Raw genomic sequence first — 26,696 nt, forward strand, 5'->3', positions numbered from 1 at the left:
CACAGCGCAGCAGGCGGCTCAGGCCAGCGCCGGCTCGCCGACACTGCCACCAATGCGGGCACGGTAGGCGCGCGGCGAGAAACCGGTTTCAGCCTTGAACTTGCGGGTGAAGGCACTCTGGTCGCTGAAACCGCAGGCCTGGCCGATGCAGGCAATGCTGTCGTCGCCATGCAACAGGTGCATGGCCATCTGGATCCGCAGCCGGGTCAGCACCTGCTGCGGGGTCATCTGGAACACCTTGCGGAAACTGCGCTCCAGCTTGGACAGCGAAAAGCCGGTGATGTCCAGCAGGGTCTGCATGCGCACGTTCTCGGCGTAGTGCGCGTTGAGGTGGGCCAGGGCCAGCCGCAGCTGCTCGTACTGGGCGCCCAGGCTGTCCTTCTGGCCCAGGTCGCGGGAAATGCCGATCAGGCCCTCGATGGCGCCATCGACCAGCAGCGGGCGCTTGCAGGTCAGGCACCAGCCCGGTTCGCGGTTGGCGAACAGGTGCAGCTCCATCAGGTTCTCGATCACCTCGCCGGACAGCACGCGGGCGTCCTGGTCGACATAGTCCGCGCTGAGGCCGGTCGGGTAGATCTCGGCCGCCGTGCGCCCGATCACGTCCTTGCGCGCGCGCAGGCCCAGCCGTCGCAGCATGGTCTGGTTGACGTGGGTGTACCGCCCCTGGCGGTCCTTGATGAAGAACAGCACGTCCGGGATGGCGTCGAACAGGGCTTCGATGTCGGCGGGCTCGACTCGCATGGGGCAAGCATACCCGAGCCTGCTTTTGCCCGTGCGTTCACCTTTGCCGGACCTGGGTTTAACGGGTTCGGTTCCAGTGTCGTGGTTCCCTTGATGATCCGGAGCCCCCCATGGCCGCCAGCAAGCCGACCGGCAAGCGCGCAACCGAAAACCACCACCGCGGCAATGGCGATGAACTGCACCAGCGCGCCGGCGGCAGCCACCCGGCGATGACCACCGATCAGGGCATCCCGGTGGCAGACAACCAGAACTCCCTGCGGCAGGGACCTCGAGGACCCACGCTGCTGGAAGACTTCATCCTCCGCGAGAAGATCACCCACTTCGATCACGAACGCATTCCCGAGCGCATCGTGCACGCACGTGGCAGCGCGGCACATGGCTACTTCGAGTTGACCCGGTCTCTGGCCGCCCATACCCGGGCGCGCATCCTGACCGAGGTAGGCGTGAAGACGCCCGTGTTCACCCGCTTCTCGACCGTGGCCGGTGGCGCAGGCTCGGTGGATACCCCACGCGACGTGCGCGGCTTTGCGGTCAAGTTCTATACCAAGGAGGGCAACTGGGATCTGGTCGGCAACAACATCCCGGTGTTCTTCATCCAGGACGCGATGAAGTTCCCGGACCTGGTGCACGCAGTGAAGATGGAGCCGGACCGCGCCTTCCCGCAGGCCGCTTCGGCCCATGACACCTTCTGGGACTTCATTTCGCTGATGCCCGAGTCGATGCACATGATCATGTGGGCGATGAGCGACCGCGCCATCCCGCGGTCGCTGCGGATGATCGAAGGCTTCGGTGTGCACAGCTTCCGCCTGCTGAACGAGGCGGGCGAGTCGACCTTCGTCAAATTCCACTGGCGACCGAAGCTGGGCATCCAGTCAACGGTCTGGGACGAAGCGTTGAAACTGCAATCGGCTGACAATGACTTCCATCGCCGCGACCTGTTCGAGGCCATCCAGCGCGGCGACTTTCCCGAATGGGAGCTGGCGGTGCAGCTGTTCACCGAAGAAGAAGCGGACGCATTTCCGTTCGATCATCTGGATCCGACCAAGATCATCCCTGAATCGCTGGTACCGCTGCAGGTGATCGGGCGCATGGTACTGGACCGCTGGCCCGACAACTTCTTCGCCGAGACCGAGCAGGTGGCGTTCTGCCCGGCCAACGTGCCGCCGGGCATCGACTTCAGCAACGATCCGCTGCTGCAGGGCCGCCTGTTCTCCTATCTGGACACCCAGCTGCTGCGGCTTGGCGGCCCGAACTTCCACCAGATCCCGGTGAATGCGCCGAAGTGCTCGTTCGCCAATCACCACCGCGACGGCCACATGCAGATGCAGGTGCCCAAGGGTCGCGTCGCCTATGATCCCAGCTCGCTGCAGGAGGACTCCCCGCGCGAGACGCCTGCGGGTTTCCGCAGCCACGCCAGCGCGGACGATGGCCGCAAGGGCCGCACCCGCGCCGAGAGCTTCGCCGATCACTACAGCCAGGCGCGCATGTTCTTCCGCAGCCTGGAAAAGCCGGAGCAGGCGCACCTGGCATCGGCGCTGGTCTTCGAGTTGTCCAAGGTGGAAACGCTGAAGGTGCGGGTGCGCACGGTCAGCCACCTGCGCAATATCGACGAGTCACTGGCGCAGCGCGTAGCCGATGGGCTCGCGCTGCCGGCACTGCCCGACCCCGCGCCGACCGCCACGCCGGTGCGGGACATGCCTGCCGCTCCCGAGGTGCGCGTGATCGGGCGCAACAAGCCCACCCTGCAGGGTCGCTGCATCGGCATCCTGTTCGACGAAGGCTCCGACGCGCGCGTGATTGCCAACCTGAGCAAGGCCGCCCGGAAGGCAGGTGCAGACGTGAAGCTGGTCGCACCAAAAGTGGGAGGCGCCACGCTCAGTGACGGCAGCGTACAGGCCGCCGATGGGCAACTGGCCGGCACGCCATCGGCCGTGTTCGATGCGGTGGCCGTGGTGCTGAGCGTAGAGGCATCAAAGGCGTTGTCGAAAGAGAGCGCCGCCCTTGAGTTCGTCAGCCAGGCGTGGGCACACCTGAAGGCCATTGCCAGCGACGCGGGCGGCCAGGCGCTGCTGAAGGCGGCGCGGGTCGGCAACGACCCCGGCATCGTCGAAGCAGAAGACGCCAAGGCATTCCTGGCGGCGGCCGCCACCCGCCAGTGGGCGCGTGAGCCCAAGCTGCGCCTGCTGGCCTGAACACAACGACAGGAGAATCGTCATGCCCCGTGGTGACAAATCCGCATATACCGAAAAGCAGAAGCGCCAGGCCGAGCACATCGAGGAAAGCGAACGTGATCGCGGCGCGAGTGAAGGCACCGCCGAGCGCATTGCCTGGGCCACCGTGAACAAGCAGGACGGCGGCGGCAAGCGCGCCGGCAGTGCCCGCAAGGGCGCGAAGAAGGCGACCAGCAAGAAGGCTGCCAGGAAGGCGCCTGCCAGGAAGTCGGCCACAAAGAAGGCCGCAACCAAGACGACGGCGGCGAAGAAGGCACCTGCGAAGAAGGCGGTGGCGAAGAAGGCACCGGCTCGCAAGACCGCGACAAAGAACGCCACAAAGAAGACGGCGAAGAAGGCTGCGGCCAAGAAGGCGGGTACGGCCGCCTCGCGGAGCGCCGCCGCAAAGAAGGCGGCCAGAACGCGGGCCGCGAAGAAGACCGTGCGCAAGGCGGCGGCGAAGAAAGCTGCGCGTACGCGTGCGCGCGGCTGAAGCGTCGGTCAGGAGGGGAGCGTCCTCATCCATGCGGCAACTTCGGCTGCGGCTGCGTCAGCACGGGCCTGCAGCAGCAGATGGGGCCCTTCCAACGACACATGGCGGGCCTCGGGCAACAGGGCCTGCAGTTCGGCCACGCTGGGCGGCCACAGCAGGCGGTCGTGGCACGCGTGCAGGCACAGCGTTGGCACCTGGATTGCCGGCAGCAATGCACGCACGTCGACCCGCAGGGTCGCTGCGGCGCGTTGCCGCAACGTGCTCGTCGGAGCCCGGGCCAACGCATCGCGCAGCATCGACGTGTGCCCGCGGGTGCGCCACCGCCCCAGCAACAGGCGCGCCAGCAATGCCACGGGAGGCAGCGGCCATGCCGGCGACAGCAGGGCTGCGCTGGCTGCAGGCAGTGGCACCGGCCGACGCGCAAAGGTCGCGGCAAGCACCAGTCCGCGCAGCCCGGTGGGTTGGCGCGTGGCCAGTTCAACAGCCAACGGGCCCGAGAAAGACTCGGCGAGCAGGATGAAGGGACGGCTGGGCAGCTGCGGCCACAGCTGTTGGGCAAGCATGGCGTGATCCTGTGGTCCCTGCGCGGGCAGCGTCATCGCCTGCGTCGTCAGACCGTGGGCCTGGAGTGCCGACAGGAACGGGGGCGACAGCCTGCCGGAGCCATCCAGACCGGGCAGCATCAGCACGTGCTGCGGCGCGGCCGACGCAGGGAAACAGATCGGCGTTTCCTCGCTCCCGATTCCCATGCCACCTCCTTTGCTGGCAAGCATCACCCACATCGGCAGGCAACGGAACCTCTGCTCCGGCTGTCCTGCTGCTTTGCCGGCCAAGGTTGGGCAATACTACCCGCTCTGCCGCGGGACGCGGCTACCCGGGAGAGCCGTTGATGCGATGGACCTGCGCGCTGGTCATGATGGCCCTGATGCTGCCACTGGACAGCTCCGCCAGCGATGGTTGGACAAACGGGGATGGCAAGGCGTTGGCGGAGACCGATGCCATGAAATCCAGCGACGGCTTCGCGGCATCGCTGCTGGTCACTTCCGATGCCGACTGGCGGGCCAAGTGGGTGACCCCGCCGGAGACCACTCCCGGCTTCAACGAGGTCAACGAAGTCCACCCGGGCGGTGAGTTGTTCCTGCTGACATTCCTCTCCAACCCGCAACTGGACGAGAACCGCGTACCCAAGGTGCACTGCGACCTGCGCATGCTGCGCCCGGACGGCAGTGCCAGTATCGACGAACGCGATGTTCCCTGTTTCACCGCCGCCCTGACCGGCCCGCCAAACCTGCTGTACATGACCAACGTGCACCTGAAGTTCGTCGCCGAGGCCGGTGATCCGAAAGGCACGTGGACTGCGCAGGTGGTGGTCCGGGATCTGCTGCGGAAGGTGAGCCTGCCGCTGCAGGCCCGCTTCGACGTCCGTTGAACCGGGGCATGCGGATGAAGATGCGGCGACTCCTGAGCTGGACCGGTCTTGCGCTTTGCGTGGTCTACCTGCTGTTGACTGCATGGCTGGTTCACGGCGCGCAGTCGGAAGCGGACCCGAAGGGCACCTATATCCTGATGGCGCTCCCCATCACCCTGCAGTCTGCCGCACTCGATGCCATCGGCGCAGGCGGCCTGCTGCATGGCAAACCCTGGTCGACCGCATATGCAGTGCTGGTTCCGCCAACACTGCTGTTGCTGTACGCAGCCGGCTGGCTGATCGAACGATCCGCGCAAAGGCGCTAGCCCGCGGCATCGATCCGGTGGGTGCATCGACGCCCTGCATGCGGGACATCGCAGGCAGGGCGCCATCCAGCATCCAGTTACAGGTCGCTTACGCCGCCCGCGCCGGCATGACCGGCATGCGCGACCCCTGCTCCAGGTGGAACACCGCCACCGACGTGGTCAGCGCATGCGCCTGCTCCTCCAGCGCGCGGCTCGCCGCAGTGGCTTCTTCCACAAGCGCGGCGTTCTGCTGGGTCACCTGGTCCATCTGCACCACCACCTGGTTGACCTGCTCGATGCCGGCGGCCTGCTCCTTGCTGGCCGCTGCGATGTCGCTCATCAGCTGGGTGGTACGCGAACTCGCCTGGGCCACGCGTGCGATCGCGGCTTCGGATTCAACAGTCACCGCCAGGCCACTCTTCACCTTGGCAGCAGCGTCTTCGATCAGTTCCTTGATCTCCTTGGCGGCGACACCGGCACGCTGCGCGAGCGTGCGCACTTCGCTGGCGACCACGGCGAAGCCACGACCCTGTTCGCCTGCACGCGCGGCTTCCACTGCAGCATTCAGCGCCAGGATGTTGGTCTGGAACGCGATGCCGTCGATCACCGTGGAGATTTCCGAGATGCGTGCCGAGGACTGATCGATCTCGCCCATCACCGAGGCCATCTGCGCCATCGCCTGCTCGGTCTCGCGTACGGCGGCACCGGCGGCATGCGCTTCGCTGTCAGCCTGACGCGCCAGTTCGGCGTTCTGGCGTACGGTGGAGGTCAGCTCCTCCATCGACGCGGCCGCTTCTTCCAGATTCGCGGCCTGCTGCTCGGTGCGGCGCGACAGGTCATTGTTGCCGGCGGCCAGTTCCTGGGCCGCGTTGTTGATGCTGTCGGCAGCCACCTGGATGCCGCGGACAATGCCGGTCAGCTGCGCGGTGGTGGTGTTGGCGTCGTCGCGCATGCGCGCAAACACGCCTTCGTACTCGCCATCCATGCGTGCGGTCAGGTCGCCATGCGAGATCGCGCGCAGCACGTCGGAAACATCGGCGATGCTGGCCTGCGAACTGGCCATCATGCCGTTGAGGTGCTCGACCATCGTCTTGAACTGGTACTGGAACGCAGCGGCATCGCCACGCTTGCTGAAATCGCCGGCGCGTGCGGCGCGGGCCAGTTCATCGATCTGCGCGTTGATTGCCATCAGGCTCTGCTTCACCGCCGCCAGGGTGCGGGTCAGCGTGCCCTTCTCGCCCGGGTAGTCCGGCAGGTCGCGGCTGAGGTCACCCATGGCGTAGCGCTGCATCACCTCGGCCATCAGCAGTTCCACCTGCACGTGCGATTCGACCAGGCTGTTGGTGGCCTGCACCATGCGACCGAAATCACCGGGGAACGCGCTGGCGTCCATGCGATAGCGGATCGCACCGGCCTCGTGCTGCTCGGCCATCTGCAGCTGCGCGCCGATCGCCGCCTGCACACTCTGGCGGACACTGGCCATCGCCTCACCCAGCTGGGTCAGCTCGTCGCGGCCACCGAGGCGGAACTCCTGGTCCAGCTGTCCCTTGGACAGGCGCTCGGCCAGGTTCACCGCGCGCGCCAGCGGACCGGTCAGGCTGCGGCCGATCATCACCGAGGCACCGATGCCGACCAGCAGTGCAACGCCGCCCAGCACCAGCAGCTGCAGCAGGCTGCGCTCGCCCAGGCGGATGGCCTCGGCGGCAGCCTCACGGCTTTCCTTCTCCTCGAAGTCCACGCCGTCCGACAGCGCCTTGTTCCAGCCGTTGGCCGCGTCCTGCACCGGGCCCAGGGTCAGCGCCACGGCACCCGGATAATCGCCCTGCTCCATCAGCTCGCTGGTCTGCTTGTTGAGCGGGCGCGCGATGGCACGCTTGGCCGCGATGGTTTCCGCGATGGCCTTGCCCTCCGCATCGCCTGGCAGTGCCTGGTAGGCGGTCCAGCTGGCCTCATAGCGCTTGACCAGATCGGCAATGCGCTTCTCATCGCTGCCGCGGTCTTCGCCCTGGCGGATCAGCATCTCGCGCCGTACCACCAGCATCTGGTTGTTGGCGTCGAGCATCTGCGACAACAGGCGCACCTTGGCCACGCTGACGTCGACCACCTGCTGCATCGCGCGCTTCTGCACGACACTGGCGGTGGCGCCGGTGGCCACCACGGCGGCAACCAGCAGCAGCAACAGGCCAAAGCCCAGCCCAAGACGCCAGGCAACCCTGACGTTCCTCAAGTAGTTCATGGGGGTATCCAAAACGGGGGGATGTGGCCTTATCGGCGGCACGCCAGGCAATCTTGATCGCCACCGGCCGATGCCGTGGGGCACCATTCACCTTGGCGAGCCCCCGGCCGACGGCACCCGCGCCTGGACGGTGGCGCAACGCCTTGACTGCTCATGCCGGCGTCAGATCGCTTTCACGGCGGCTCGGCGCGGGCTGCAGGCAAGGTAGTGGCGTTATCTGCTGGAGTTCCCAATGCCCTTGCCCGTGTACCGATCCGCCCTGCTCGCTCTCTCGCTGCTGGCATCGCCGGCCTTCGCGCAGGTGCCGCCGCCCGACCTGCCCGCCCCCATTGCCGAGAAGGCCGGCCCGGACACCGCACCACGCTCCGCCCTGCATGCCCAGGTGCTGCTGGATCGTGCGAACTTCTCTCCTGGCCAGATCGATGGCGAAGTGGGCAGCAACCAGCGACGCGCGGTGGCGGGCTTCCAGGCCGCGCATGGGCTGACCGTAACGGGTGAGCTGGACGACGCCACCTGGAAGGCTCTACAGGCCGATACGATCACGCCGCTGGCCAGCTACACGCTGACTGCCGAGGATGTCGCCGGGCCGTTCCAGGCGGTGCCGAAGGGCCCCGCCGCACAGGCCAAACTGAAATCGCTGGGCTTCAACAACGTCGAAGAGTCGCTGGGCGAACGCTTCCACGCATCCCCTGAGCTGTTGAAGCTGCTCAATCCGGGCGTGGATCTGAGCAAGGCCGGCAACCGCATCCAGGTGCCCAACATCGCACCATCGGCGCTACCGAAGGCAGCCAAGGTGGTCGTCGACAAATCCGATTCCACCCTGCAACTGCTGGATGCCCAGGGCAAGGTGACCGCGCAGGTGCCTGTCTCATCCGGCAGCCAGCATGATCCACTGCCGATCGGCGAATGGAAGATCCTGGGCGTTTACCGCGACCCGTCGTTCCACTACAACCCCAAGCTGTTCTGGGATGCGCGCAAGGGCGAAAAGAAGGCGACGCTGCCGCCGGGCCCGAACAATCCGGTCGGCCGGGTCTGGATCGACCTGTCCAAGCCACACTACGGCCTGCATGGCACGCCCGAGCCCGGGCATGTCGGCAAGACCGAGTCACATGGCTGCGTACGCATGACCAACTGGGATGCACTGCGCGTGGCTGATGCGGTGGATGAGTCGGTGCCCGTGGTGATGCAGGAGTGAGCCGATGCGTCTTTCGCAGCTGATCGTGCTGGGTGTTCTGCTGGGACTGGGGGCCGGCTGGTGGCTGCACCGCGATGCAGGCGAGCCGGTAGCCGCCTCGCTGCCGGAAGCGCCATCGACGGTGGCCGCCGCGCCGGTGACGGAACCGGTAGCGCCGGGCGCAACAGCCCCACCCGCTTCCAACGCGCCGCCGGCCGCGCAGGCTCCGGATGCACCGCCCGGGTTACTGCTGCCGGTGCAGGGCATCCTGCCCTCGCAGCTGCGCGATACCTTCACCGATGCACGCAGCGAGGGCCGCGTACACGATGCCATCGACATCATGGCCGATGCCGGTACGCCGGTGCTGGCGGCGGCCGATGGCACGGTGGAGAAACTGTTCGACAGTGAGCGCGGCGGGCTGACGATCTACCAGTTCGAGCCCAGCGGGCGCTGGTGCTACTACTACGCGCACCTGCAACGCTACGCCGATGGCCTGGCCGAGAAGCAGGTGATCAGGCGCGGGGATGTGATCGGCTACGTCGGCAGCACCGGCAATGCCAGCGCCGAGGCCCCACACCTGCACTTCGAGGTGCATGTGCTGGGGCCGGAAAAGCAGTGGTGGAAGGGACAGTCGATCAATCCCTATCCGCTGCTGAAGTCGGCGGCACCGATGCCCGGCGCTGCCAGCGCCGCAACGCCAAAGTAATGACAGCCAACGCAGCCCCTGGAATCAGCAGGAACAGGGCCGCCATCTTCCAGAAGGGCGGCCACAGCCAGAGGTAATCCAGGTCGGTCAGCTTCAGCAGATCCAGCGGTGGCTGCAGCTCGATGTCTGCCGGATGCTCCGCCAGCGCCGGGTCCACCTTCAGCACGGTTACCCGCAACCATGAGCGGCCGCGTGGCAATGCGTCGCTGCGGCCATAGCCGAAGCAGGACGCCATTCTGCGTCCGCGAGGCAGGGCCAGCACAAGTACCAGGCAGGCGATGCACCACAGGCTCCACGACATACACAGGGTGACCCGCATTACCGTCTCGCCTTTCACGCTGACATCCTGGTCATCGCGTCGCTTCCCCGCTGGCCCTGCCCACACGGCAACGAAAAAGCCCCGCTTTCGCGGGGCCCTTCCTGTCACCTACGCCGGGCAGCGCCCGGCGCTACCTCAGGCAAACGGATCCTGCAGCACCATGGTGTGGTCGCGGTCCGGGCCGGTGGAGACGATGCTGATCGGGCAGCCGGCCAGCTCTTCCAGCGAACGCAGGTAGGCGCGTGCGGCCGGCGGCAGGTCGTCCCACTGGGTGATGCCGTGGGTGTTCTCGCTCCAGCCCGGGAACTCCAGGTATACCGGGGTGCACTCTTCCCAGCCCTGCGCATCCAGCGGCGCATACTCGGTGCGCTTGCCGTTGTATTCGTAGGCGATGCAGACCTTCAGCTTTTCCATGCCATCGAGCACGTCCAGCTTGGTGATGCACAGGCCGCTGATGCCGTTGATGGCCACGGCGCGCTTCAGCGCGACGATGTCCATCCAGCCGCAACGACGCGGACGGCCGGTCGACGCACCGTACTCGGCGCCGCGGTCACGGATGCCCTGGCCGACTTCGTCGTCCAGTTCGGTCGGGAACGGGCCGCCGCCGACGCGGGTGGCGTAGGCCTTGGCGATGCCCAGCACGTAGTCGATCGAATCGGCGCCGACGCCGGAACCGGCCAGCGCACCACCGACGGTGGTGTTGGAGCTGGTGACGTACGGATAGGTGCCGTGGTCGATGTCCAGCAGCGCACCCTGCGCGCCTTCAAACAGCACGCGCTTACCCTGCTTGCGCAGGTCGTGCAGGATGCCGGCCACGTCGGACTTCATCGGCTGGACGTATTCGCCGAACGCCAGCGCTTCGTCGAAGGTCTTCTGGAAGTCGACCGCATCGGTGTTCAGATACTTGGTCAGTACGAAGTTGTGGTAATCCAGCGCGGTGCGCAGCAGTTCTTCCAGCTGTTTCGGGTAATGCAGGTCGGCGATGCGGATGCCGCGACGCGCCACCTTGTCTTCGTACGCCGGGCCGATGCCACGACCGGTGGTGCCGATCGCCTTGCCACCGGCAGCGCGCTCGCGCGCCTGGTCCAGGGCGATGTGGTACGGCATGATCAGCGGCGCGGCCGGGGAGATCTTCAGGCGCGAACGCACTTCCACGCCGGAGGCTTCCAGCTCGGCGATTTCCTTCTGCAGCGCGGCCGGCGAGATCACCACGCCGTTGCCGATCAGGCACAGCGCGTCGTCACGCAGGATGCCCGACGGGATCAGGTGCAGGACGGTCTTCTTGCCGTTGATGACCAGGGTGTGGCCGGCGTTGTGGCCGCCCTGGAAGCGCACGACAGCGCCGATTTCCTCAGTGAGCAGATCGACGATCTTGCCCTTGCCTTCATCGCCCCACTGGGCACCCAACACTACGACAGACTGACCCATGACGGGCTCCTCGATTTGTTGCGGCCATCGGGGCCGCGGACGGGTAAACCGTGGCGGGGCTGGCCAGCACCTGGAGGGCGGCTCCAAACGGGGAGCGGCCGGCGATGGAAGGCCCAGACACGGAAAAAGCCGAACGGGGAGGCCCGTCCGGCTTTTGTGCATTATCCGGGTTTCCGGGGTCCGGTGCCACCTTTTCGACCGGCGGCTTCACCGGCCGGTCAGCCGCCCCGCCCGGTCGTGCCGGCCGGTCAGGCCCCGCCCGGTAGTGCCGGCCGCTGGCCGGCAATCCCAGGATGCCGGCCAGCGGCCGGCACTACCCTGCTAGTGGCGGGCCCACCACAGCAGGCTCAGGCCGGCCAGCAGCACCAGCCCGCCGAAGCTGCGCAGGACCGGGCTGGGCAGGTCCAGCAGGCGCTCGGCCATGCGCTTCCAGGCGAACGGCGCCACGAACAGGAACAGGCCTTCCAGCACCGCAACCAGGCAGACGGCGGCGAACAGATCTTTCATGGGGGACTCCGGAAAAAGCACGGGGCCCGGCGTCTGGCCGGGCCCCGTGGGGTAGTGCCCTGCGACCTCAGCGGTCGTTCTTCAGGTACTGCAGGAACGGGTCGTTCTTGTCGAGCACGATCACGCCATTGCCGTCGGTAATGGAGCCACGGTAGGCCTCCAGGCTGCGGTAGAAGGCGTAGAACGACGGATCAGCCGAGCCGGCCTTGCCGTAGATGCGGGCCGCCTCGGCATCGCCTTCACCGCGCAGGCGCTGTGCATCACGCTCGGCCTCGGCGATCAGCACGGTGCTGTCGCGGTCGGCCTGGGCACGGATGGTCAGCGACTGCTCCTCGCCCTCTGCACGCAGCTTGGCCGCTTCCTGCTTGCGCTGGGCGCGCATGCGCTCGTACACATCGTTGATCACCTGGCTGTCGGTCGGCAGGTCCACCTGCTTGATGCGCAGGTCGATCATCTGCATGCCGAGGCCGGCCACCGCCTCGTTGATCCCCTTCAGCTGCTCGGCGATCAGCTCGCTGCGGTCGCCGGACACCAGCTGCTGCAGGGTGCGCGAGTTGATCTGGTTGCGCAGCGAGTCGGTGATGATCGGCGCCAGGCGGGCGTTGGCCACACGCGGGTCGCCGCCGGTGGCACGGAAGTAGTCACCTACGTTGGAGATGTAGCCGATGGCGAAGAAGTCGACGCTGACGTCCTTCTGCTCGGCGGTGAAGTAGCGCGCAGGCGCGGTGTCGAGCACCTGGAAGCGGCGGTCGAAGACCTTCACCGTTTCCACCACCGGCACCTTGAAGTGCAGGCCCGGCTTGATGTCCGAACGCACCACCTTGCCCAGATTCAGCACCATGGCGGTCTGGTCCTCACGGACCACGTACACCGAGCCGAGCAGGCCCAGCACCACCGCCACGATCACGGCGATCCAGATAGGACTCTTCATCGGCTGCCCTCCTCACGGCCGCTCGGTCGCCCGGTCGGGCGGCCCACCGGCCGGCCCGGATCACGGGAAGCTTCCACCGCTGCACCCGGCAGCGATGGCATCACCACGTCCGGGTTCGCCACTGCGGCCGGGGCCGAGGTGGTGGGACGGGTATCGCCGGTCATCGGCACGTAGATCAGCTGGCGGCCATCGCCGCCGATCACCTTGCGGTTCTCGCTCAGCACCTGCTGCACGGTTTCCAGCCACAGGCGCTTGCGGGTCACTTCCGGGGCGTCCTTGTACTGGGCCTGCAACAGGCTGAAGCGCTGCGCGTCACCCTCGGCCTTGGACACCGCGGCCTGCTTGTAGCCTTCGGCGGTGGTACGGGCGCGCGAGGCCTGGCCTCGGGCTTCCGGCACGACCTTGGCAGCGTACGCCTGGGCTTCGTTGATCAGGCGCTCCTTGACCTGCTGGGCACCGTTGACCTCGTCGAAGGCCGGCTTCACTTCTTCCGGCGGACGGGCGTCCTGCAGGGTCAGGCCGGTCACGGTCAGGCCGGTCTTGAACGCCTTCAGCAGCGCCTGCAGGCGCTCCTCGGCAGCCACGGCCAGCGGGCCACGATTGTTCAGTACAGCGTTGAGGTCGGCACGGCCGACTTCCTCGCGCACCGCGCTCTGCGCCGACTGCTCCAGCACCTGGTCCGCATCGACAGTGCCGAACAGGTACTGCTGCGGGTCGTCGATGCGGTACTGGACGTTCAGCGAGACGTTGACGATGTTCTCGTCGCGGGTCAGCACCGGCACCTGGATCGAGAACGTCTTGATCTCGGTGGCGTTGACCTTGGTGACCGATTCAATCGGCCACGGCAGCTTGAAGTTCGGACCGGGCTGCAGGATGCGCGAGAACTGGCCGAAGCGCAGGACCACGCCACGCTGCTGTTCACCGATCAGCTGGAAGCTGGAGAACAGCACCAGCAGCACCACGGCCGCCACCACCCAACGCACGATGCCGCCGTCGAACAGGTCCTTCAGCGGCCCGGGCAATCCGCCCCAGCCACCACCATTGCCACCGCCGCGCGACCCGAACGGCCCGCGTCGATTGTCCTCGGGGCCTTGTCCGCCCTTGTTGCCGCCGGGTGTATTCCAGGCCATGCACGCTCCATCAAGATGTGGGCTGCGGCGCGGGCCCTTCCCGCGGCGCCAGCCGTGAAACCATTACCGATCATACAAGATGGGGCGGATCGGCAGGATCGAAAGGGGGGCAACGGGGTAAGGTGGCGTTTTCCTCGAAGTCAGGCAATGCCGATGGCCCCCACCACCCCGTTCACCGCCTTCCGCATCGAAAACGACGACGCCGGTTACCGCAGCGGCCTGGCCCAGCTCAAGGTCGAAGACCTCAGCCCCGGCCAGGTTCTGATCCGCGCCAACTGGTCCTCGGTCAACTACAAGGACGCCCTGGCCGGCACCGGCAAGGGAAAGATCCTGCGCCGCTTCCCGCTGGTCGGCGGCATCGATGTGGCCGGCACCGTGGTCGCCAGCACCGATCCGGAATGGCGTGAAGGCGACGCGGTGCTGGCCACCGGCTGCGGCCTCAGCGAGACCCGCGACGGCGGCTACAGCCAGTATGTGCGGCTGGAGTCGCGTGCGGTGATTGCACAGCCGGCCGGGCTGAGCCCACGCGAGGCGATGGTGCTGGGCACCGCCGGATTCACCGCGGCGCTGGCGCTGCTGCGCATGCAGGACAACCGGCAGAGCCCGGAGCTTGGACCGCTGGCGGTCACCGGCGCCAGTGGCGGCGTCGGCGCGCTGGCACTGTCGATCTTCAGCCGCGCCGGCTATACGGTGCATGCGATCAGCGGCAAACCCGACCAGACCGGTTTCCTGCACGCCATCGGCGCCACCGAGGTGCTGCCGCGTGAGGCCCTGGCCGACACCGGCCCACTGCAATCGGCGCGTTTCGGTGGGGGCCTGGACAATGCCGGCGGCGCCATGCTCGCCAGCCTGCTGGCGCAGACCGCGCCCTACGGCAGCGTGGTCAGTGCCGGCCTGGCGGCCAGCCCGACGCTGGACATGACGGTGATGCCGTTCATCCTGCGTGGTGTGTCGCTGCTGGGCGTGTCCTCGGCCAATGCGCCACGCAGGCTGCGCGAGGAAGTCTGGGCGCGGCTGGGCAACGAATGGAAACCACAGCACCTGGACCGCATCTGTACCGCCGAGGTCGGCCTTGATGGCCTGCCGGCCGTGTTCGAGCGGATGCTGGAGGGCGGATCGCTGGGTCGCACCGTGGTGCGGATCGACTGAACGTCGCAGGCAGGCGACGGACGGCAGATGCGCCCCTCCCGCCGGTAATGAGCCCGCACTACACTGCGGGCATTACATGGGGAACAACATGGCACGCATTCTGATCGTCGACGACTCACCGTCGCAGCTGTTGGGGATACAGCGCATCGTCGAGAAGCTCGGGCACCAGATCCTGACCGCCACCGATGGCGCGGCCGGGGTCGAAACCGCCAAGGCCGAGCTGCCCGACCTGGTCCTGATGGACGTGGTGATGCCCAATCTCAACGGCTTCCAGGCCACCCGCACCCTCGCCCGCGACGAGGCAACCCGGCATATTCCAGTGATCCTGGTGACCACCAAGGACCAGGACACCGACCGCATGTGGGGCATGCGCCAGGGCGCCAAGGCCTACATCACCAAGCCGTTCTCGGAAGACGAGCTGTCCGAAGTGCTGGAGCGGGTGTTCGCCGGACAGGGCTGAGACGCACGCGGTAGTGCCGGCCGCTGGCCGGCAATGATGTGTGATTGCCGGCCAGCGGCCGGCACTACCGGAAGGCGTGCTCAGATCGTCTCGCCAAACGCCTTGGCCAGGTTCCGATAGGCCTTCTTCTGCGCCTCGTCGGTCGCGGCCGGGGCCACGATCTCGATCTCGACGATCTGGTCGCCATCCGGATTGCCCGGCAGGCCACGGCCGCGCAGGCGCAGCTTGCGCCCGGCATCGGAGTCGGCCGGGATCTTCAGTTCCACCGCGCCGCCCAGGGTCGGCACGCTGATGCTGGTACCCAGCGCGGCCTGCCACGGCGTGACCGGCAAGGTGTAGAGGATGTTGCGGCCATCGACCTCGAACTGCGGGTGTGCGGCGTACTCCACTTCCAGCAGCAGGTTGCCGCCATGGTTGCCCTGCCCCGCCAGGCGGATCACCTGGCCCGGACGGATGCCCTTGGGCACGCGCACGTCCAGCTGCTTGCCGTTGACGGTGATGCGCAGGCTGTCGCCGCTGTAGGCCGCTTCCAGCGGGACCGACAGCTTGGCGCGGGTGTCGCGGTTGGGGGCATGGCCCTGGCTGCTGAACCCCGGGCCAGGGCCGGCACCGCCGCGCTGGCGCGCGAACAGGCTTTCGAAGAAGTCGCTGAAGCCGCCGTTGGCGCCACCACCGCCGAACACTTCCTCGAAATTAAAACCACCGGCGCCGCCGTAGTTCGGCGGCACGTTGAACTCCTCGCCCGGGCGATAGCCCTGCGCGCGCAGCTGGTCGTAGGCCGCGCGCTTTTCCGGGTCGCGCAGCGCCTCGTAGGCCTCGTTGACCGCCTTGAACTTGTCTTCCGCCCCGGCCTCCTTGCTGACGTCCGGGTGGTACTTGCGTGCCAGCCGGCGGTAGGCGGTCTTGATCTCCGCCTCGCCCGCGCTCGGTTCCACCCCCAGGGTGGCGTAGTAATCCTTGAATTCCATCCAGCTACCTCGATCTGCTTCGGCCGCGCCGGTGGCGCCGCCCCGGGTTCATTCTACGCGCCGGCGATGCTACGCCGCCCCTCGTGCGGCCCCGGTGAGGCCGACTGATCCTGCGCAATGCGGTTGCCATCGCCCTGCCCCAGGCTATGGCTGGAAGCGCGCTCCGCAAAGCCTGAAGATGGGGCCTGCACGCCGGTTTTCCAATGTCTTGACGTCCCTGTCCCATCCGGCCCACTACGCTGCCCCAGCAAGGAGTTCCCCCATGACCATCCATGTCGGCGACCGCATTCCGGAAGTGACCCTCAAGCGCATCCGCGAGGGCATTGAAACGCTCGATACGCATTCGCTGTTCGACGCGCGCAAGGTGGTGCTGTTCGCCGTGCCCGGCGCGTTCACGCCGACGTGCTCGGCGCGCCACCTGCCCGGCTACGTCGAGAAATTCGAGGCCTTCCGCCAGCGCGGCATCGATGTCTACTGCATGGCCGTCAACGACCCGTTCGTGATGAAGGCCTGGGCCGCCGACCAGCACGTGCCCGACGGCCTGCTGATGCTGTCCGACGGCAATGCCGAACTGACCCGCGCGCTCGGCCTGGAGCTCGACGCCAGTGCCTCGGGCATGGGCATCCGCTCGCGCCGTTTCGCCCTGTACGTGGTCGACGGCGTGGTCCGCGCCGCCTGGGTTGAGCAGCCCGGTCAATTCGAAGTGTCTTCGGCCGACTACGTGCTGGAGCACCTGCCCACCTGATCTCCCACCGCAAGAGGAAACGGCCAGCCATGTCCAGCAAGCCAGCCAATGCCCCCAAGCCCGCCGCGCAGATTCCCGGCATCAGCGAGCGCACGGCCCTGCGCGAGCGCGCCCGGCGCAACATCGAGGATGGTGCGATCACCGACAGCTACAGCGCCGACCGCAAGGTGGTGATCAAGCTGCTCAACGACGCACTGGCCACCGAGTACGTGTGCGTGCTGCGCTACTACCGGCACTACTTCATGGCCAAGGGCATGCTGGCCGACGCGGTGAAAGCCGAATTCCTTGAACATGCACAGCAGGAACAGGCGCATGCCGGCAAGCTGGCCGAGCGCATCGTGCAGCTCGGCGGCGAGCCCGACTTCAACCCGGATACGCTGACCGCGCGCTCGCATGCCGAATACAAGGAAGGCAGCGATCTGCGCGACATGGTCCGCGAGAACCTGGTGGCCGAACGCATCGCCATCGACAGCTACCGCGAGATGATCAACTTCATCGGCGACCGCGATACCACCACCAAGCGCATCCTCGAAGAGATCCTGGCGCAGGAAGAAGAACACGCCGACGAGTTCGCCGATCTGCTGGATGGATGGATCGGGGAGTGATTCCGCTGCGGATGCTCTGGTAGATGCCCACCTTGGTGGGCAATCCTTCCTGCCTGTGCCAACCAAGGTTGGCACCCACCAAAGCGGAGCGATGTCATCCCGCCGCGCATGGCCCGGCACCTACCGGAGGACAGTGAACCGTACCTGCGTCCACGCGCCGTCCGCAGCCAAGGCGGTCAGGGTATGCGCCCCGGGATCGGCGAACTCGCGCTGCATCAACTGCGCGCCGTGGGTCTGCGCGATCCAGCGGCCGTCCAGCAACCAGTCCACCGCCTGCTCGCTGCCCAGCGCGCGCAGCTGCAGGCGCACGCCGTGTTCCGAATTCGGCGCGCGCGCCAGCGTGGCGCCGTCATTGAGCCCATCCACATGCAGCGCGACGCTGGCCTCGCGCCCGTCGTCGCGGCAGTCCGGCGACAGCCCCGGCAACTGCGAGGCCTCGCGCGTGGCCTTGGGCAGCCACGGTGACAGCAACGCCGGCCAGCGCGCGATCTCGCGGGCGACTTCCTCATGCGGCAGGCGGCAGTCGGCAGACACGCGCAGTCCGCTGCGGGCATCGGCCAGGTAACGTTGACGCCCCGGCTGCCAGCGCCGCGCCTCGCGCTCCGGGAAGGTCGGCGGTGTTGCGCCATCGAGCAGGTAGGCTGGCATCCTGCGCTGGCACAGTGCCGCCGGCAGCCCCTCGGCACGTTCGCCAGTGGGCCAGCAGATGTCTTCCTGGCTGACACTGGCCGGCATCGGCGCGGCCGCCGAATCACCACGCTGGCGCGGCAGGCTGTCCACCACTTCGAACATCAGCGGCAGCGCGGTGACCGCGCCGTACTGGCCCGGCAACGGCGTACCGTCCGGCCGGCCCACCCACACGCCCACCGTGTAGTGGCGGGTACTGCCGATCGCCCACGCATCGCGGTACCCGTAACTGGTGCCGGTCTTCCACGCCACGCGCGGGCGGCCACCGACATCGAACGTCCCGGCGCTGTATCCCGGTCGCGGGTTTGATTCGAGCATCTCGCGCACGATCCAGCTGGCGCCCGGCGAGGCCAGGCGCCGCTCGATCATGGGCTCGTCGTCGGTGTAACGCACGCGGCCGGCGATACCGCTCCGGTTGAGCGCGGCGAAGGCGCCGACCAGGTCTTCCAGGCGCGCGCCGGTGCCGCCCAGGATCAGCGACAGGTTGGGCGTACTGCCCGGCGGGAAGCGCAGCTGGATGCCCGCGTGCGACAGCCGGGCAGCGAAGCGCGCGGCGCCGACCCGCTGCAGCAGGTCCACCGACGGTACGTTGAGCGACAGCCGCAATGCGCTGGAGGCACCGATGGGCCCATTGAAGGCCATGTCGAAGTTGCCGGGGCGGTAGCTGCCGAAACTCTGCGGTGCATCGACCAGCAGGCTTTCCGAATGGATCAGGCCATCGTCCAGCGCCATCGCATACAGGAACGGCTTGAGCGTGGATCCTGGCGAACGCCAGGCCTGCACCATGTCCACGTGACCCAGCCGCTGGCGGTCGCCGAAGGACAATGTGCCGACATAGGCGCGTGCCTGCAGGGTCCGGTTGTCGACCACCAGCAGGGCCGCCGAGGTACGCTCGGGCAGCGTCGAGAAATAGCTGGCCACGCGCTCTTCCAGCGTGCGCTGCAGGCCGATGTCGATGCTGCTCTGGATGCGTGCCTGGCCCGGATGCGCCGCGTGCAGGCGCTGCGCCAGCAGCGCGGCATGCAGGGGCGGCCGCAGCGAGCGCGCCACCACGTTCTCGATGCGCGCATCCTCCACTTCCTCCGGTGTCCACGCGCCCAGCTCGGCCATGCGTGACAGCACCTTGTCGCGCGCCTTCTGCGCAGCTTCCGGATGGCGGTCCGGGCGCAGCCGGCTCGGTGCCTGTGGCAGCACCGCCAGCAGCGCAGCCTCGGCATGCGACAGCTGCGCCGCCGGCTTGCCCAGATAGGCCCAGCTGGCCGCTTCCACGCCTTCGATGGTGCCGCCGTAGGGTGCACGCTCCAGGTACAGGGCCAGGATCTGCTGCTTGCTCAGGTGCACCTCAAGCTGCACCGCACGCAGCATCTGTTTCAGCTTGCCCCACGGGGTGCGTGAGTGCGGATCGAGAATGCGCGCGACCTGCATGGTCAGGGTCGAGCCACCGGACACGATGCGGCCGCCGCGCAGCAGCTGGCCGCTGGCACGCAGGATCGCCAGCGGGTTGATGCCCGGGTGGCGCCAGAACCAGCGGTCTTCATAGGTCAGCAACGCCTGCAGGTACAGCGGCGAGACGCTGTCGATCGAGGCCGGATACCGCCACACGCCTTCGGCATCGGCGAACGCACGCAACGGCGTACCGTCGGCAGCCACCACCAGGGTGCTGGTATCACGCTGCTTCGGCAGCGGCGGCGGGAAGGCGAGATCCAGCACCAGCAGCAGCGCCAGCGTAGCGGCCATGCCCCAGCGCAGCCACGGCCACAGCGGCCGCCACCGGCGGCGCAGGGCCGCCAGCCGGGTCGTCATCGTGTTCTTCATCGCAGGTTGCCAGCAGGACGGGCCGCGCCGTCGCGGCCCGTCCGCGCGGTCACGGCTGTACCACCGTGATCGTGGTCGGGCTGCTGCGGCCGACACCGCGCAGCTGCGGCCGGTACATGTCCTCCACCAGCGGCGGCGGCACCGAGTAGGTGCCCGGGGTCACCGCGCGCACCAGGTAGAACACGTTGGCCTTGCTGCCACGCGAGAGCTTCAGCGCGGCCACGTAGCGGTCGTCGCGGAACTCCTCGTGCTTGGTATCGGCGGCCTCGCCCCGGTCGCTGATGGTGATGCCATCGACCACCACGTCGGCCCACTGCTTGGCATCGCCCAGGTTGAAGTTCTCGATCTCCAGGCCCGCCGGCAGCAGGTCGGTCAGCAGTGCATCGGGCATCGTGGTGTCGGCGGTGACGGTGACGCGCACGATCAGTGCTTCGCCTTCCTTCAGCGGGCGCGGCGACCACGGTTTGCCATCGGTACCGAAGTAGCTCCGTTCAATACCCAGCACGCTGTTGTCCGGCGCCGGTGCACTGCGCGGGATGCCGGCCACGTCGATGCTGGCGAACATCGGCGGCTGGCCCTGCGGGGTGAAGCGCACGCCGCTGGCCAGTTCACTGGCGCTGAAGTTGCGTCCGAACAGCTTGCGCTCGCCGATGGCTTCGGTGTTGCCACCGATCACCAGTTCACCGGCCACCAGCGCCTTCTGGTTAGCGGCGAGCGCCTTGCCGAGGCGGGCAATCGCCACCTGTTCCTGCGTGCTCAGCCACATCCAGCCGGCATTGCGGCGTGCATCCAGGCCACGACCGAGGTCGACCGCGCGCGCGTCCCAGGCCGGCTTGGCCAGCTTGTTCTCGTGGGTCAGCGCGATCATCAGCGCGTCATCGCGGATCGCGCTGCCGTAGTCGCCGAAGTACGACGGGCGCTCGCTGCTGGACTTGGCGAAGGCCGCCGCCAGCGCGGCCTGGCCACGCTTGGCATCGCCCTGCAGTGACAGCGCCACGCCCAGGTGGACCAGCGACAGGCCGCCCACCGCCTTGCTGCGCTCGTTGTCGTACAGCGTGCGCAGGGTACCGAGCGGTGCACGGTTGACCCGGGCCAGCACGTAGCCCGAATAGGCCTGGTTGGCGAACTTCAGCTTCTCGCGGTCGTCCTGGCCGTAGAACTGGTTGCCGCCGGACAGCAGATCCTCGCTGAGCCGGTTGAGCGCCTTCTGCAGCACATTGTCGGGTACCGCAAAACCGGCATCCTTGGCGTCGAGCAGGAACTCGGTGATGTACGGGGTCAGCCACGGGTTCACGTAGCCGTCGTCACCCCACATCGAGAAGTTGCCGTTGGCCACCTGCATCGACGCCAGGCGACCGAACGCACCTTCCATGCGCTCGCGACGGGTCTTGGCATCCAGGCCGTCGGCACCGAGCATCGACGACGTCGCCTGGTCCAGGATCAGCGCCGCGTAACCCTTGCTGGTGGTCTGCTCGGCACAGCCATATGGATAGTTCAGCGCGCCCTGCAGTGCACTGGCGAACGGAATCGGCGGCAGCGGGCTGACCAGCAGGCGGGCATTGACCGACTCGGCCATCAGGCCATCGGTCAGGCTGTTGTCGAGGCTGACCGCCGCCAGTGGATCGAGCGTACGCACCTGCGAACGCAGCACCTGCGGCCACGCCGCACGCACCGGCAGGTCGTAGCGGCGATCGGCCTTGAAGCCGTTGCCGTCCACCCGCACCCTCACCTTGGCCACGCTGTGGCCTTCGCGTGCCGACAACGGGAAGCTCAGCGTGGTCTTGGCGTCGGCATTCAACTGCACGCTGCGGCTGCCCTCGCCCAGGTTCAACGGGCCCTCGGTTTCCACCTTCACGTTGAACTGGCCCGGCTTGCCGGTGAAGTTCTGCACGTCCAGGGTCACGGTGCTGCGGTCGCCCGGGGCCAGCACGCGCGGCATGCTGGCTTCGGCCAGGATCGGTGCGCGCACGATGGTTTCCACGTCGCGCTTGCCGTACTGGTCATCGCTGTAGACCAGCGCCGACACGCGCAGGGTGCCGTTGAAGTCCGGCACTTTCAGGCGGATGCGGGCATTGCCCTTCGCATCCAGCTGCACCGGGCCGGAGAACAGGTCCACGGTCTGCACGCGCGCGGTCGGGCGCTTGGCCTGCGGCAATGCCTGCAGCGCCATGTCGCCGCCGAACTTCAGCTTGCCGCTGCCGCCATCGAAGCTCTCGATCACCCGGCTGTAGATGTCGTAGGCATCGATACCGAGGCGACGCTGGGCGAAGAAGTGTGCACCGGCGTCGGGCACCGGGAAACGGGTGATGTTGAGGATGCCCACGTCCACCGCCGAAACGGTGACGTGCGCGGTCTTGCCGGCCAGCTGCGGCGCACTGACGGTTACCGGCAGGTCCTGTTCCGGCCGCATCTGCTTGGGCGCGACCAGGCCGACGGCCACGGTGCGGCCCTTGCGGTCCATCGGCACATGCACCACGCCCACGGCACGGGCCGGGGTGATCTTGCTCGGCGCACTGCCGCCGCGGAACACCAGCGCGGTGATGTAGACATCGTGGCGTTCCCAGTCGGCGGTGACCGGGATCTTGAAGGTCGAACCCGGCTTGGCGTCGATGTCCTGCACGTACAGCATGCGGTCGGTCTCGACCATCAGGATGCCCTTGCCGGCGTGCGGCGGGGTCACCGTCACTTCCAGGGTGTCACCGGCCTTGTAGCCGGTCTTGTCCAGGCCCAGCTTGACCTTGTCCGGGCGTGCATCCAGGCCACGGTTGTCATCGCCCCAACTCCAGCCGGCACGGAACGGGTAGCGGCTGGTCAGGCCGGTGGACGGATCGAACACGTCCACCCGGTACTCGCCCCACTCCACCGGGAAATCGAAGGCAACCGCACTGCTGCCGGCATCGACGGTGCGGGTTTCCTTGTTCTCGAAACGGCGGGTGAAATCGTAATCCCAGCGGTTGTCGTTGAAGGTCCAGTGGTAGTCGCGCAGCTCGCGCACCAGGGTGATCTTCAGGCCCTTGGCCGGCTGCGGCGTACCGGCGGCATCCACGCGCATCAGCTCGAAGCGTGCGTTGCCGTTGGCATCGGCACCATCGTCCGGGTTGAACAGCGGCCGCACGCCGACCAGCGCGTTGGCCGGCCACATCACCCGCTTCAGGGTGCGGGTGACCGTGCGGCCACCGGTTTCATACAGGCTGCCGGACAGCACCACGGCGATCGGCGCCTTGGCCTTGGCCGCCTCTTCCGGCAGCGCCACATCCTCACGCAGCTGGCCATTGGCCGGCAGCGTGGTATCGATCACGTCCTTGGCCTCGCGCGGCAGCTGCAGGGTCGGGTCACCGAAGAAATAGCCCGGCAGGCCGTCCACGGGCTTCTGTTCGGCGGCAACCGCCATGCGTGCGGTGAAGCGGTTGCCATCGGCCGGTGCGCCATACAGGTAGGCACCATTGGCCTGCAGGCGCAGGTCCTCACCCGGCTTCAGCGTCTTCTGCGCGCTGTCCAGGTCCAGCTTCATGCGTTCGGGCAGGAACTCCTCGATGCGCAGGGTCATGCCCTGGATCGCTTCCTTGCTGGCCGGGTCGGTGCGGAACTCGACCTGCCAGCGGCCGGTCGGCGCCTCGGCGGGGATCACCTGCTCGAAATTGATGTAGCCCTGGTCGCCCGGCTGCAGGCGGGTCTCGCGGAAGGTCTTGCCGTCGGGCTGCTTCAGGCGCAGGAACACCGGTTGTGCCTTGACCGGCTTGCCGTCGTTGTCGCGCAGCAGCGCGGACAGGCGCACGGTCTCGCCCGGGCGGTACAGGTCGCGCCCGGACCAGGCGTAGACGTCGAACCACGCGTTGTCGCGGCCGGCCACAGCGAACTCGCTCAGGTCCAGCGCCGGCTGGTTGAACGGCAGGAAGCTGGTGTCCTTGCCACTGCTGGCGACCAGCACGTGGGTGGCATCCAGGGTGTAGTTCAGCAGCGCGTTGCCGTTGCCGTCGGTGCTGCCCTTCAGCACCACCTCACCCTTGGCGTCGAGCACGCGCAGGTCGATGCCCTTCAGTGGCGCGCCATCCTTGAGGCCGGCGGTATGGACGAACAGCTTGTCCTTGTAGGCGCGGGTATGCAGGCCGATGTCGCTGACCGAGAAGAACGCGGTATCGAACTCGCCTTCGTAGTCACCGGTGCGCTTGAGCAGGGCGAAGTACAGGCCCGGCTCCTGCAGTTCCTTGATGTCCTGGGTCGGCAGGTAGGTCAGCACCCGCTCGTTCTGCTTGCCCCCCAGGATGAAACGGTTGACGTACACCGGCTCGGCCAGCTTGTTGATCGGGCTGCGCTCGTAGTCGCTGCTCAGCTCCCAGCTGCCACGGCGGCCGCCGCGCTGGTACTGGCTGAAGAAGGTCGGCAGGTCCTTCTCGCGCACGCGCAGGAATTCGACGTCGACTTCGGGCACGTTCACCGAGACCACCGGCAGGCCACGGCTGTCCTTGGCAGGCAGCACGCTGCCCTGCGAGGCGAAGCCAACCACCGGCTTCAGCTCGCCGCTGAACACCTTCTGCTTCAGTTCCTTGCCCAGGCGGCTGCCATCGGCGGCCAGCAGGTCCGGCGAGACCACCAGGCTGAACTCCTTGCCGGCCTCGACGAACGGGTAGCGCAGGGTCAGGCCGTCATCGGACAGCGTCCAGCTGCTGTCCTCGGTGCCGACCTTCTCCTCGAAGCGCACCAGCGTGTCGAAATCCTGGGTGCCGACCAGCGGGCGCGAGAACTCCAGCGCCAGCGACAGGCCGTCATTCTTCTGGTCCGGGTAGGCGCGCAGCAGGGTGAATTCCTTCACCTGCTCGGCCTTGGTGGTGATCGCCTCGCCACTGGCCTTGGGCAGCTGCCCGCTGTCGTTGCGGCAGCCGGCCAGGCCCAGCAACAGGCCTCCTGCCAGTACCGCCGCCGCCCATCCCCACCGCTTCCGCCGTGCCGGACCGCTCATGTCGTCACTCCTTGATCGAGGTGGCCATTATAGGCAGGCCGCGTCAAGGCGTTGGCGCGAATTCGGCAATCGCCCCGGTGCGGGTAGTGCCGGTGCTGGCCGGCAACCGGCATGGCAGGTTGGATGGAATTGCCGGCCAGCGGCCGGCACTACCGATCGCCCTACCCCGGCAGGTACAGGTCCACGTAGTCGGGCACCGGCATTGCCGCCAGCGCCACCGGGTCCAGCGATGCGGCCAGGATGCGCTGTTGCTGGACCGTCGGGAAGCGGTGGGCCAGGTGCCGGCGGAACTTGTCCATCAGCAGCGGAATGCCCTCCTCGCGTCGGCGCGCGTGGCCCAGCGGGTATTCCACCAGTACCTCGGGCAGCTCAGTGCCGTCGCTGAAGCGCACGCTCAGGCCGTTGGCGATGCTGCGCTTGTCCGGGTCCAGGTAGTCGGCGCTGAGCTGCGGATCCTCATGACAGGCCATCTTCGCGCGCAGGGCATCGATGCGCGGATCAGTGGCAACGTCGTCCTCGTAATCCTCGGCCACCAGCCGCCCGTGCAGCAGCGCGATGGCGACCATGTACTGCACGCAGTGGTCGCGGTCGGCCGGGTTATGCAGCGGGCCCTGCTTGTCGATGATGCGGATGCAGGCTTCCTGGGTCCGGATCGCGATGTGCGCGATGTCCTCGACCCGCCGCCCCGTCGCACGCAACTGCTGGTGCAGCGTGATGGCCGCCTCCACCGCGGTCTGGCCATGGAACTCGGCCGGGTAGCTGATCTTGAAGAGCACGTTCTCCATCACGTAGCTGCCCAGCGGTCGCCCCAGCGTCAGTGCCTTGCCATGCATCGACACCGCTTCAAAGCCCCAGGTCGGCGCGCTGAGCACGCTGGGGTAGCCCATCTCGCCACTGGCCGCTATCAGCGCCAGCCGCACGCCACGGCTGGTCGCGTCGCCGGCTGCCCAGCTCTTGCGCGAGCCGGTGTTGGGTGCGTGCCGGTAGGTGCGCAGGGCCTGGCCATCGACCCAGGCCAGCGACAACGCATTGAGCATGCGTTCGCGATCCAGGCCGAGCAGCTGCGCAACCACGGCGGTGGTGGCCACTTTGACCAGCACCACGTGGTCCAGCCCGACCCGGTTGAAGGAATTCTCCAGCGCCAGCACGCCCTGAATCTCGTGCGCCTTGATCATCGCCAGCAGCACGTCGCGCACGGTCGGCGGGGGGCGCCGCAGGGCCTGCGCGTTGCGGCCCAACCAATCGCAGACGGCAAGGATGCCACCCAGGTTGTCCGAAGGGTGCCCCCATTCGGCCGCCAGCCAGGTATCGTTGAAATCCAGCCAGCGCACCATCGCGCCGATGTTGAAGGCGGCCTGCACCGGGTCCAGCACGTAGTGCGTACCCGGAACGCGCGCGCCGTTGACCACGCTGATGCCCGGCACCAGTGGACCAAGCAGTTTGCTGCAGGCCGGGAAGGACAGCGCTTCCAGGCCGCAGCCCAGCGTGTCGAGCAGGCAGTGGTGTGCGGTCTGGAACGCCAGGGGTGAGTCGATGCGCGCCTCGCGCACGTAGTCGACGATGCCCACCAGCAGCGCATCCCACGCTGCACGCTCGTTGGATGGGGTGTGGCTGTCGGACATTATCGGTCTCCTCGCCGGAAAGCAGGTCAGGTCGCGCGTCCCGGTAGCCGCCAACCTTGGTTGGCGCTTGCATGCCAACCAAGGTTGGCATCTACCAGAG

Annotated in this window: 21 protein-coding genes and 1 pseudogene; 10 read left to right on the forward strand and 12 right to left on the reverse strand. The window is 67.5% G+C overall.

From position 1 onward, the window contains the following. Positions 1–18: 18 nt before the first annotated feature. The gene (locus tag ACMGRF_RS12935) at positions 19–741 is read right to left on the reverse strand and encodes an AraC family transcriptional regulator (RefSeq protein ID WP_049411796.1); all 723 of its coding nucleotides are present in this window, start codon (positions 739–741) and stop codon (positions 19–21) included. A gap of 158 nt (positions 742–899) precedes the next feature. On the opposite strand from ACMGRF_RS12935, the pseudogene ACMGRF_RS12940 reads away from it, so the two are divergent. Then, a pseudogene (locus ACMGRF_RS12940) lies at positions 900–2,933 on the forward strand (catalase); the annotation flags it as partial. A 22-nt stretch (positions 2,934–2,955) separates the two neighbouring features. Continuing rightward, a complete protein-coding gene (locus tag ACMGRF_RS12945; RefSeq protein ID WP_111097317.1) occupies positions 2,956–3,444 on the forward strand; it encodes a hypothetical protein in 489 nt (162 codons plus the stop codon). Positions 3,445–3,452: 8 nt separating this feature from the next. On the opposite strand, the gene ACMGRF_RS12950 is transcribed toward ACMGRF_RS12945, so the two are convergent. Then, positions 3,453–4,193, reverse strand: a complete 741-nt coding sequence (locus ACMGRF_RS12950) for an alpha/beta fold hydrolase (RefSeq protein WP_111191815.1) — start codon at positions 4,191–4,193, stop codon at positions 3,453–3,455. Between the two features lie 140 nt (positions 4,194–4,333). Between ACMGRF_RS12950 and ACMGRF_RS12955 the strand changes: the two genes are divergently transcribed. Both ACMGRF_RS12955 and ACMGRF_RS12960 read left to right on the forward strand, forming a co-directional pair. Further along, a complete protein-coding gene (locus ACMGRF_RS12955) occupies positions 4,334–4,873 on the forward strand; it encodes a hypothetical protein (protein ID WP_111191816.1) in 540 nt (179 codons plus the stop codon). Between the two features lie 8 nt (positions 4,874–4,881). Further along, entirely contained in the window at positions 4,882–5,178 is a 297-nt protein-coding gene (locus ACMGRF_RS12960) for a hypothetical protein (protein ID WP_414485260.1), read from the forward strand. A gap of 88 nt (positions 5,179–5,266) precedes the next feature. On the opposite strand, the gene ACMGRF_RS12965 is transcribed toward ACMGRF_RS12960, so the two are convergent. After that, on the reverse strand, positions 5,267–7,393 hold the full coding sequence (locus ACMGRF_RS12965) for a methyl-accepting chemotaxis protein (protein WP_414485261.1): 2,127 nt from the start codon (positions 7,391–7,393) through the stop codon (positions 5,267–5,269). A gap of 232 nt (positions 7,394–7,625) precedes the next feature. Between ACMGRF_RS12965 and ACMGRF_RS12970 the strand changes: the two genes are divergently transcribed. Together ACMGRF_RS12970 and ACMGRF_RS12975 are read left to right on the forward strand one after the other, a co-directional pair. Further along, entirely contained in the window at positions 7,626–8,588 is a 963-nt protein-coding gene (locus ACMGRF_RS12970; protein WP_180880559.1) for a L,D-transpeptidase family protein, read from the forward strand. A gap of 4 nt (positions 8,589–8,592) precedes the next feature. Further along, complete coding sequence (locus ACMGRF_RS12975; protein ID WP_134709677.1) at positions 8,593–9,273, forward strand: M23 family metallopeptidase; 681 nt, start codon at positions 8,593–8,595, stop codon at positions 9,271–9,273. Here the strand turns inward: ACMGRF_RS12975 and ACMGRF_RS12980 are convergent. The 5 genes from ACMGRF_RS12980 to hflK form a co-directional block, all read right to left on the reverse strand. Beyond that, positions 9,203–9,610: a hypothetical protein gene (locus ACMGRF_RS12980; RefSeq protein WP_180880560.1), complete on the reverse strand. Its 408-nt coding sequence runs from the start codon at positions 9,608–9,610 to the stop codon at positions 9,203–9,205. The two genes, ACMGRF_RS12975 and ACMGRF_RS12980, sit on opposite strands and share 71 nt — an antisense overlap. Before the next feature lie 117 nt (positions 9,611–9,727). Further along, positions 9,728–11,020, reverse strand: coding sequence for an adenylosuccinate synthase (locus ACMGRF_RS12985; RefSeq protein ID WP_014648029.1), 1,293 nt, complete (start codon positions 11,018–11,020; stop codon positions 9,728–9,730). A 321-nt stretch (positions 11,021–11,341) separates the two neighbouring features. Beyond that, the gene (locus ACMGRF_RS12990) at positions 11,342–11,527 is read right to left on the reverse strand and encodes a DUF2065 domain-containing protein (RefSeq protein ID WP_049435338.1); all 186 of its coding nucleotides are present in this window, start codon (positions 11,525–11,527) and stop codon (positions 11,342–11,344) included. Positions 11,528–11,594: 67 nt separating this feature from the next. After that, positions 11,595–12,458: a protease modulator HflC gene (gene hflC / locus ACMGRF_RS12995; protein WP_180880561.1), complete on the reverse strand. Its 864-nt coding sequence runs from the start codon at positions 12,456–12,458 to the stop codon at positions 11,595–11,597. Next, positions 12,455–13,588 (reverse strand): FtsH protease activity modulator HflK, encoded by a 1,134-nt coding sequence (hflK, locus tag ACMGRF_RS13000; protein WP_049413452.1) that lies wholly within the window; start codon positions 13,586–13,588, stop codon positions 12,455–12,457. The genes hflC and hflK overlap by 4 nt, the downstream gene beginning before the upstream one ends. Positions 13,589–13,741: 153 nt before the next feature. Between hflK and ACMGRF_RS13005 the strand changes: the two genes are divergently transcribed. Both ACMGRF_RS13005 and pilH read left to right on the forward strand, forming a co-directional pair. Further along, entirely contained in the window at positions 13,742–14,737 is a 996-nt protein-coding gene (locus ACMGRF_RS13005; protein WP_099487531.1) for a YhdH/YhfP family quinone oxidoreductase, read from the forward strand. 88 nt (positions 14,738–14,825) lie between these two features. Beyond that, entirely contained in the window at positions 14,826–15,197 is a 372-nt protein-coding gene (pilH, locus tag ACMGRF_RS13010) for a twitching motility response regulator PilH (protein ID WP_005410644.1), read from the forward strand. Between the two features lie 80 nt (positions 15,198–15,277). Here pilH and ACMGRF_RS13015 read toward each other — a convergent pair whose 3' ends face one another. After that, entirely contained in the window at positions 15,278–16,165 is an 888-nt protein-coding gene (locus tag ACMGRF_RS13015; RefSeq protein ID WP_005418339.1) for a DnaJ C-terminal domain-containing protein, read from the reverse strand. A 262-nt stretch (positions 16,166–16,427) separates the two neighbouring features. Here ACMGRF_RS13015 and ACMGRF_RS13020 point away from each other — a divergent pair, with 262 nt between their 5' ends. After that, on the forward strand, positions 16,428–16,910 hold the full coding sequence (locus ACMGRF_RS13020; protein WP_049413449.1) for a peroxiredoxin: 483 nt from the start codon (positions 16,428–16,430) through the stop codon (positions 16,908–16,910). A gap of 29 nt (positions 16,911–16,939) precedes the next feature. Beyond that, entirely contained in the window at positions 16,940–17,515 is a 576-nt protein-coding gene (locus ACMGRF_RS13025) for a ferritin-like domain-containing protein (RefSeq protein ID WP_099494750.1), read from the forward strand. A 120-nt stretch (positions 17,516–17,635) separates the two neighbouring features. Here the strand turns inward: ACMGRF_RS13025 and pbpC are convergent, their stop codons facing one another. From pbpC to ACMGRF_RS13040, 3 genes are all read right to left on the reverse strand, one after another. Beyond that, a complete protein-coding gene (pbpC, locus tag ACMGRF_RS13030) occupies positions 17,636–20,017 on the reverse strand; it encodes a penicillin-binding protein 1C (RefSeq protein WP_414485262.1) in 2,382 nt (793 codons plus the stop codon). A 49-nt stretch (positions 20,018–20,066) separates the two neighbouring features. Further along, entirely contained in the window at positions 20,067–24,974 is a 4,908-nt protein-coding gene (locus ACMGRF_RS13035; protein ID WP_180880569.1) for an alpha-2-macroglobulin family protein, read from the reverse strand. 161 nt (positions 24,975–25,135) lie between these two features. Beyond that, positions 25,136–26,596 (reverse strand): bifunctional 2-methylcitrate dehydratase/aconitate hydratase, encoded by a 1,461-nt coding sequence (locus ACMGRF_RS13040; RefSeq protein ID WP_180880577.1) that lies wholly within the window; start codon positions 26,594–26,596, stop codon positions 25,136–25,138. Positions 26,597–26,696 lie beyond the last annotated feature (100 nt).

This window comes from Stenotrophomonas sp. EMP41, from assembly GCF_047495535.1.
Lineage (GTDB): Bacteria > Pseudomonadota > Gammaproteobacteria > Xanthomonadales > Xanthomonadaceae > Stenotrophomonas > Stenotrophomonas sepilia.

Excerpts from the sequence above, each read along its gene's own strand:
- ACMGRF_RS13025 (WP_099494750.1), top strand. The coding sequence starts at position 16,940 with ATGTCCAGCAAGCCAGCCAATGCCCCCAAGCCCGCCGCGCAGATTCCC.
- ACMGRF_RS12970 (WP_180880559.1), top strand. The coding sequence starts at position 7,626 with ATGCCCTTGCCCGTGTACCGATCCGCCCTGCTCGCTCTCTCGCTGCTG.
- ACMGRF_RS12990 (WP_049435338.1), bottom strand. The coding sequence starts at position 11,527 with ATGAAAGATCTGTTCGCCGCCGTCTGCCTGGTTGCGGTGCTGGAAGGC.
- ACMGRF_RS13020 (WP_049413449.1), top strand. The coding sequence starts at position 16,428 with ATGACCATCCATGTCGGCGACCGCATTCCGGAAGTGACCCTCAAGCGC.
- ACMGRF_RS12950 (WP_111191815.1), bottom strand. The coding sequence starts at position 4,193 with ATGGGAATCGGGAGCGAGGAAACGCCGATCTGTTTCCCTGCGTCGGCC.
- pbpC (WP_414485262.1), bottom strand. The coding sequence starts at position 20,017 with ATGAAGAACACGATGACGACCCGGCTGGCGGCCCTGCGCCGCCGGTGG.
- hflK (WP_049413452.1), bottom strand. The coding sequence starts at position 13,588 with ATGGCCTGGAATACACCCGGCGGCAACAAGGGCGGACAAGGCCCCGAG.
- ACMGRF_RS12945 (WP_111097317.1), top strand. The coding sequence starts at position 2,956 with ATGCCCCGTGGTGACAAATCCGCATATACCGAAAAGCAGAAGCGCCAG.
- ACMGRF_RS12960 (WP_414485260.1), top strand. The coding sequence starts at position 4,882 with ATGCGGATGAAGATGCGGCGACTCCTGAGCTGGACCGGTCTTGCGCTT.
- ACMGRF_RS13005 (WP_099487531.1), top strand. The coding sequence starts at position 13,742 with ATGGCCCCCACCACCCCGTTCACCGCCTTCCGCATCGAAAACGACGAC.
- ACMGRF_RS13040 (WP_180880577.1), bottom strand. The coding sequence starts at position 26,596 with ATGTCCGACAGCCACACCCCATCCAACGAGCGTGCAGCGTGGGATGCG.
- hflC (WP_180880561.1), bottom strand. The coding sequence starts at position 12,458 with ATGAAGAGTCCTATCTGGATCGCCGTGATCGTGGCGGTGGTGCTGGGC.
- ACMGRF_RS13035 (WP_180880569.1), bottom strand. The coding sequence starts at position 24,974 with ATGAGCGGTCCGGCACGGCGGAAGCGGTGGGGATGGGCGGCGGCGGTA.
- ACMGRF_RS12955 (WP_111191816.1), top strand. The coding sequence starts at position 4,334 with ATGCGATGGACCTGCGCGCTGGTCATGATGGCCCTGATGCTGCCACTG.
- ACMGRF_RS12985 (WP_014648029.1), bottom strand. The coding sequence starts at position 11,020 with ATGGGTCAGTCTGTCGTAGTGTTGGGTGCCCAGTGGGGCGATGAAGGC.
- ACMGRF_RS12965 (WP_414485261.1), bottom strand. The coding sequence starts at position 7,393 with ATGAACTACTTGAGGAACGTCAGGGTTGCCTGGCGTCTTGGGCTGGGC.
- ACMGRF_RS12935 (WP_049411796.1), bottom strand. The coding sequence starts at position 741 with ATGCGAGTCGAGCCCGCCGACATCGAAGCCCTGTTCGACGCCATCCCG.
- ACMGRF_RS12975 (WP_134709677.1), top strand. The coding sequence starts at position 8,593 with ATGCGTCTTTCGCAGCTGATCGTGCTGGGTGTTCTGCTGGGACTGGGG.
- pilH (WP_005410644.1), top strand. The coding sequence starts at position 14,826 with ATGGCACGCATTCTGATCGTCGACGACTCACCGTCGCAGCTGTTGGGG.
- ACMGRF_RS13015 (WP_005418339.1), bottom strand. The coding sequence starts at position 16,165 with ATGGAATTCAAGGATTACTACGCCACCCTGGGGGTGGAACCGAGCGCG.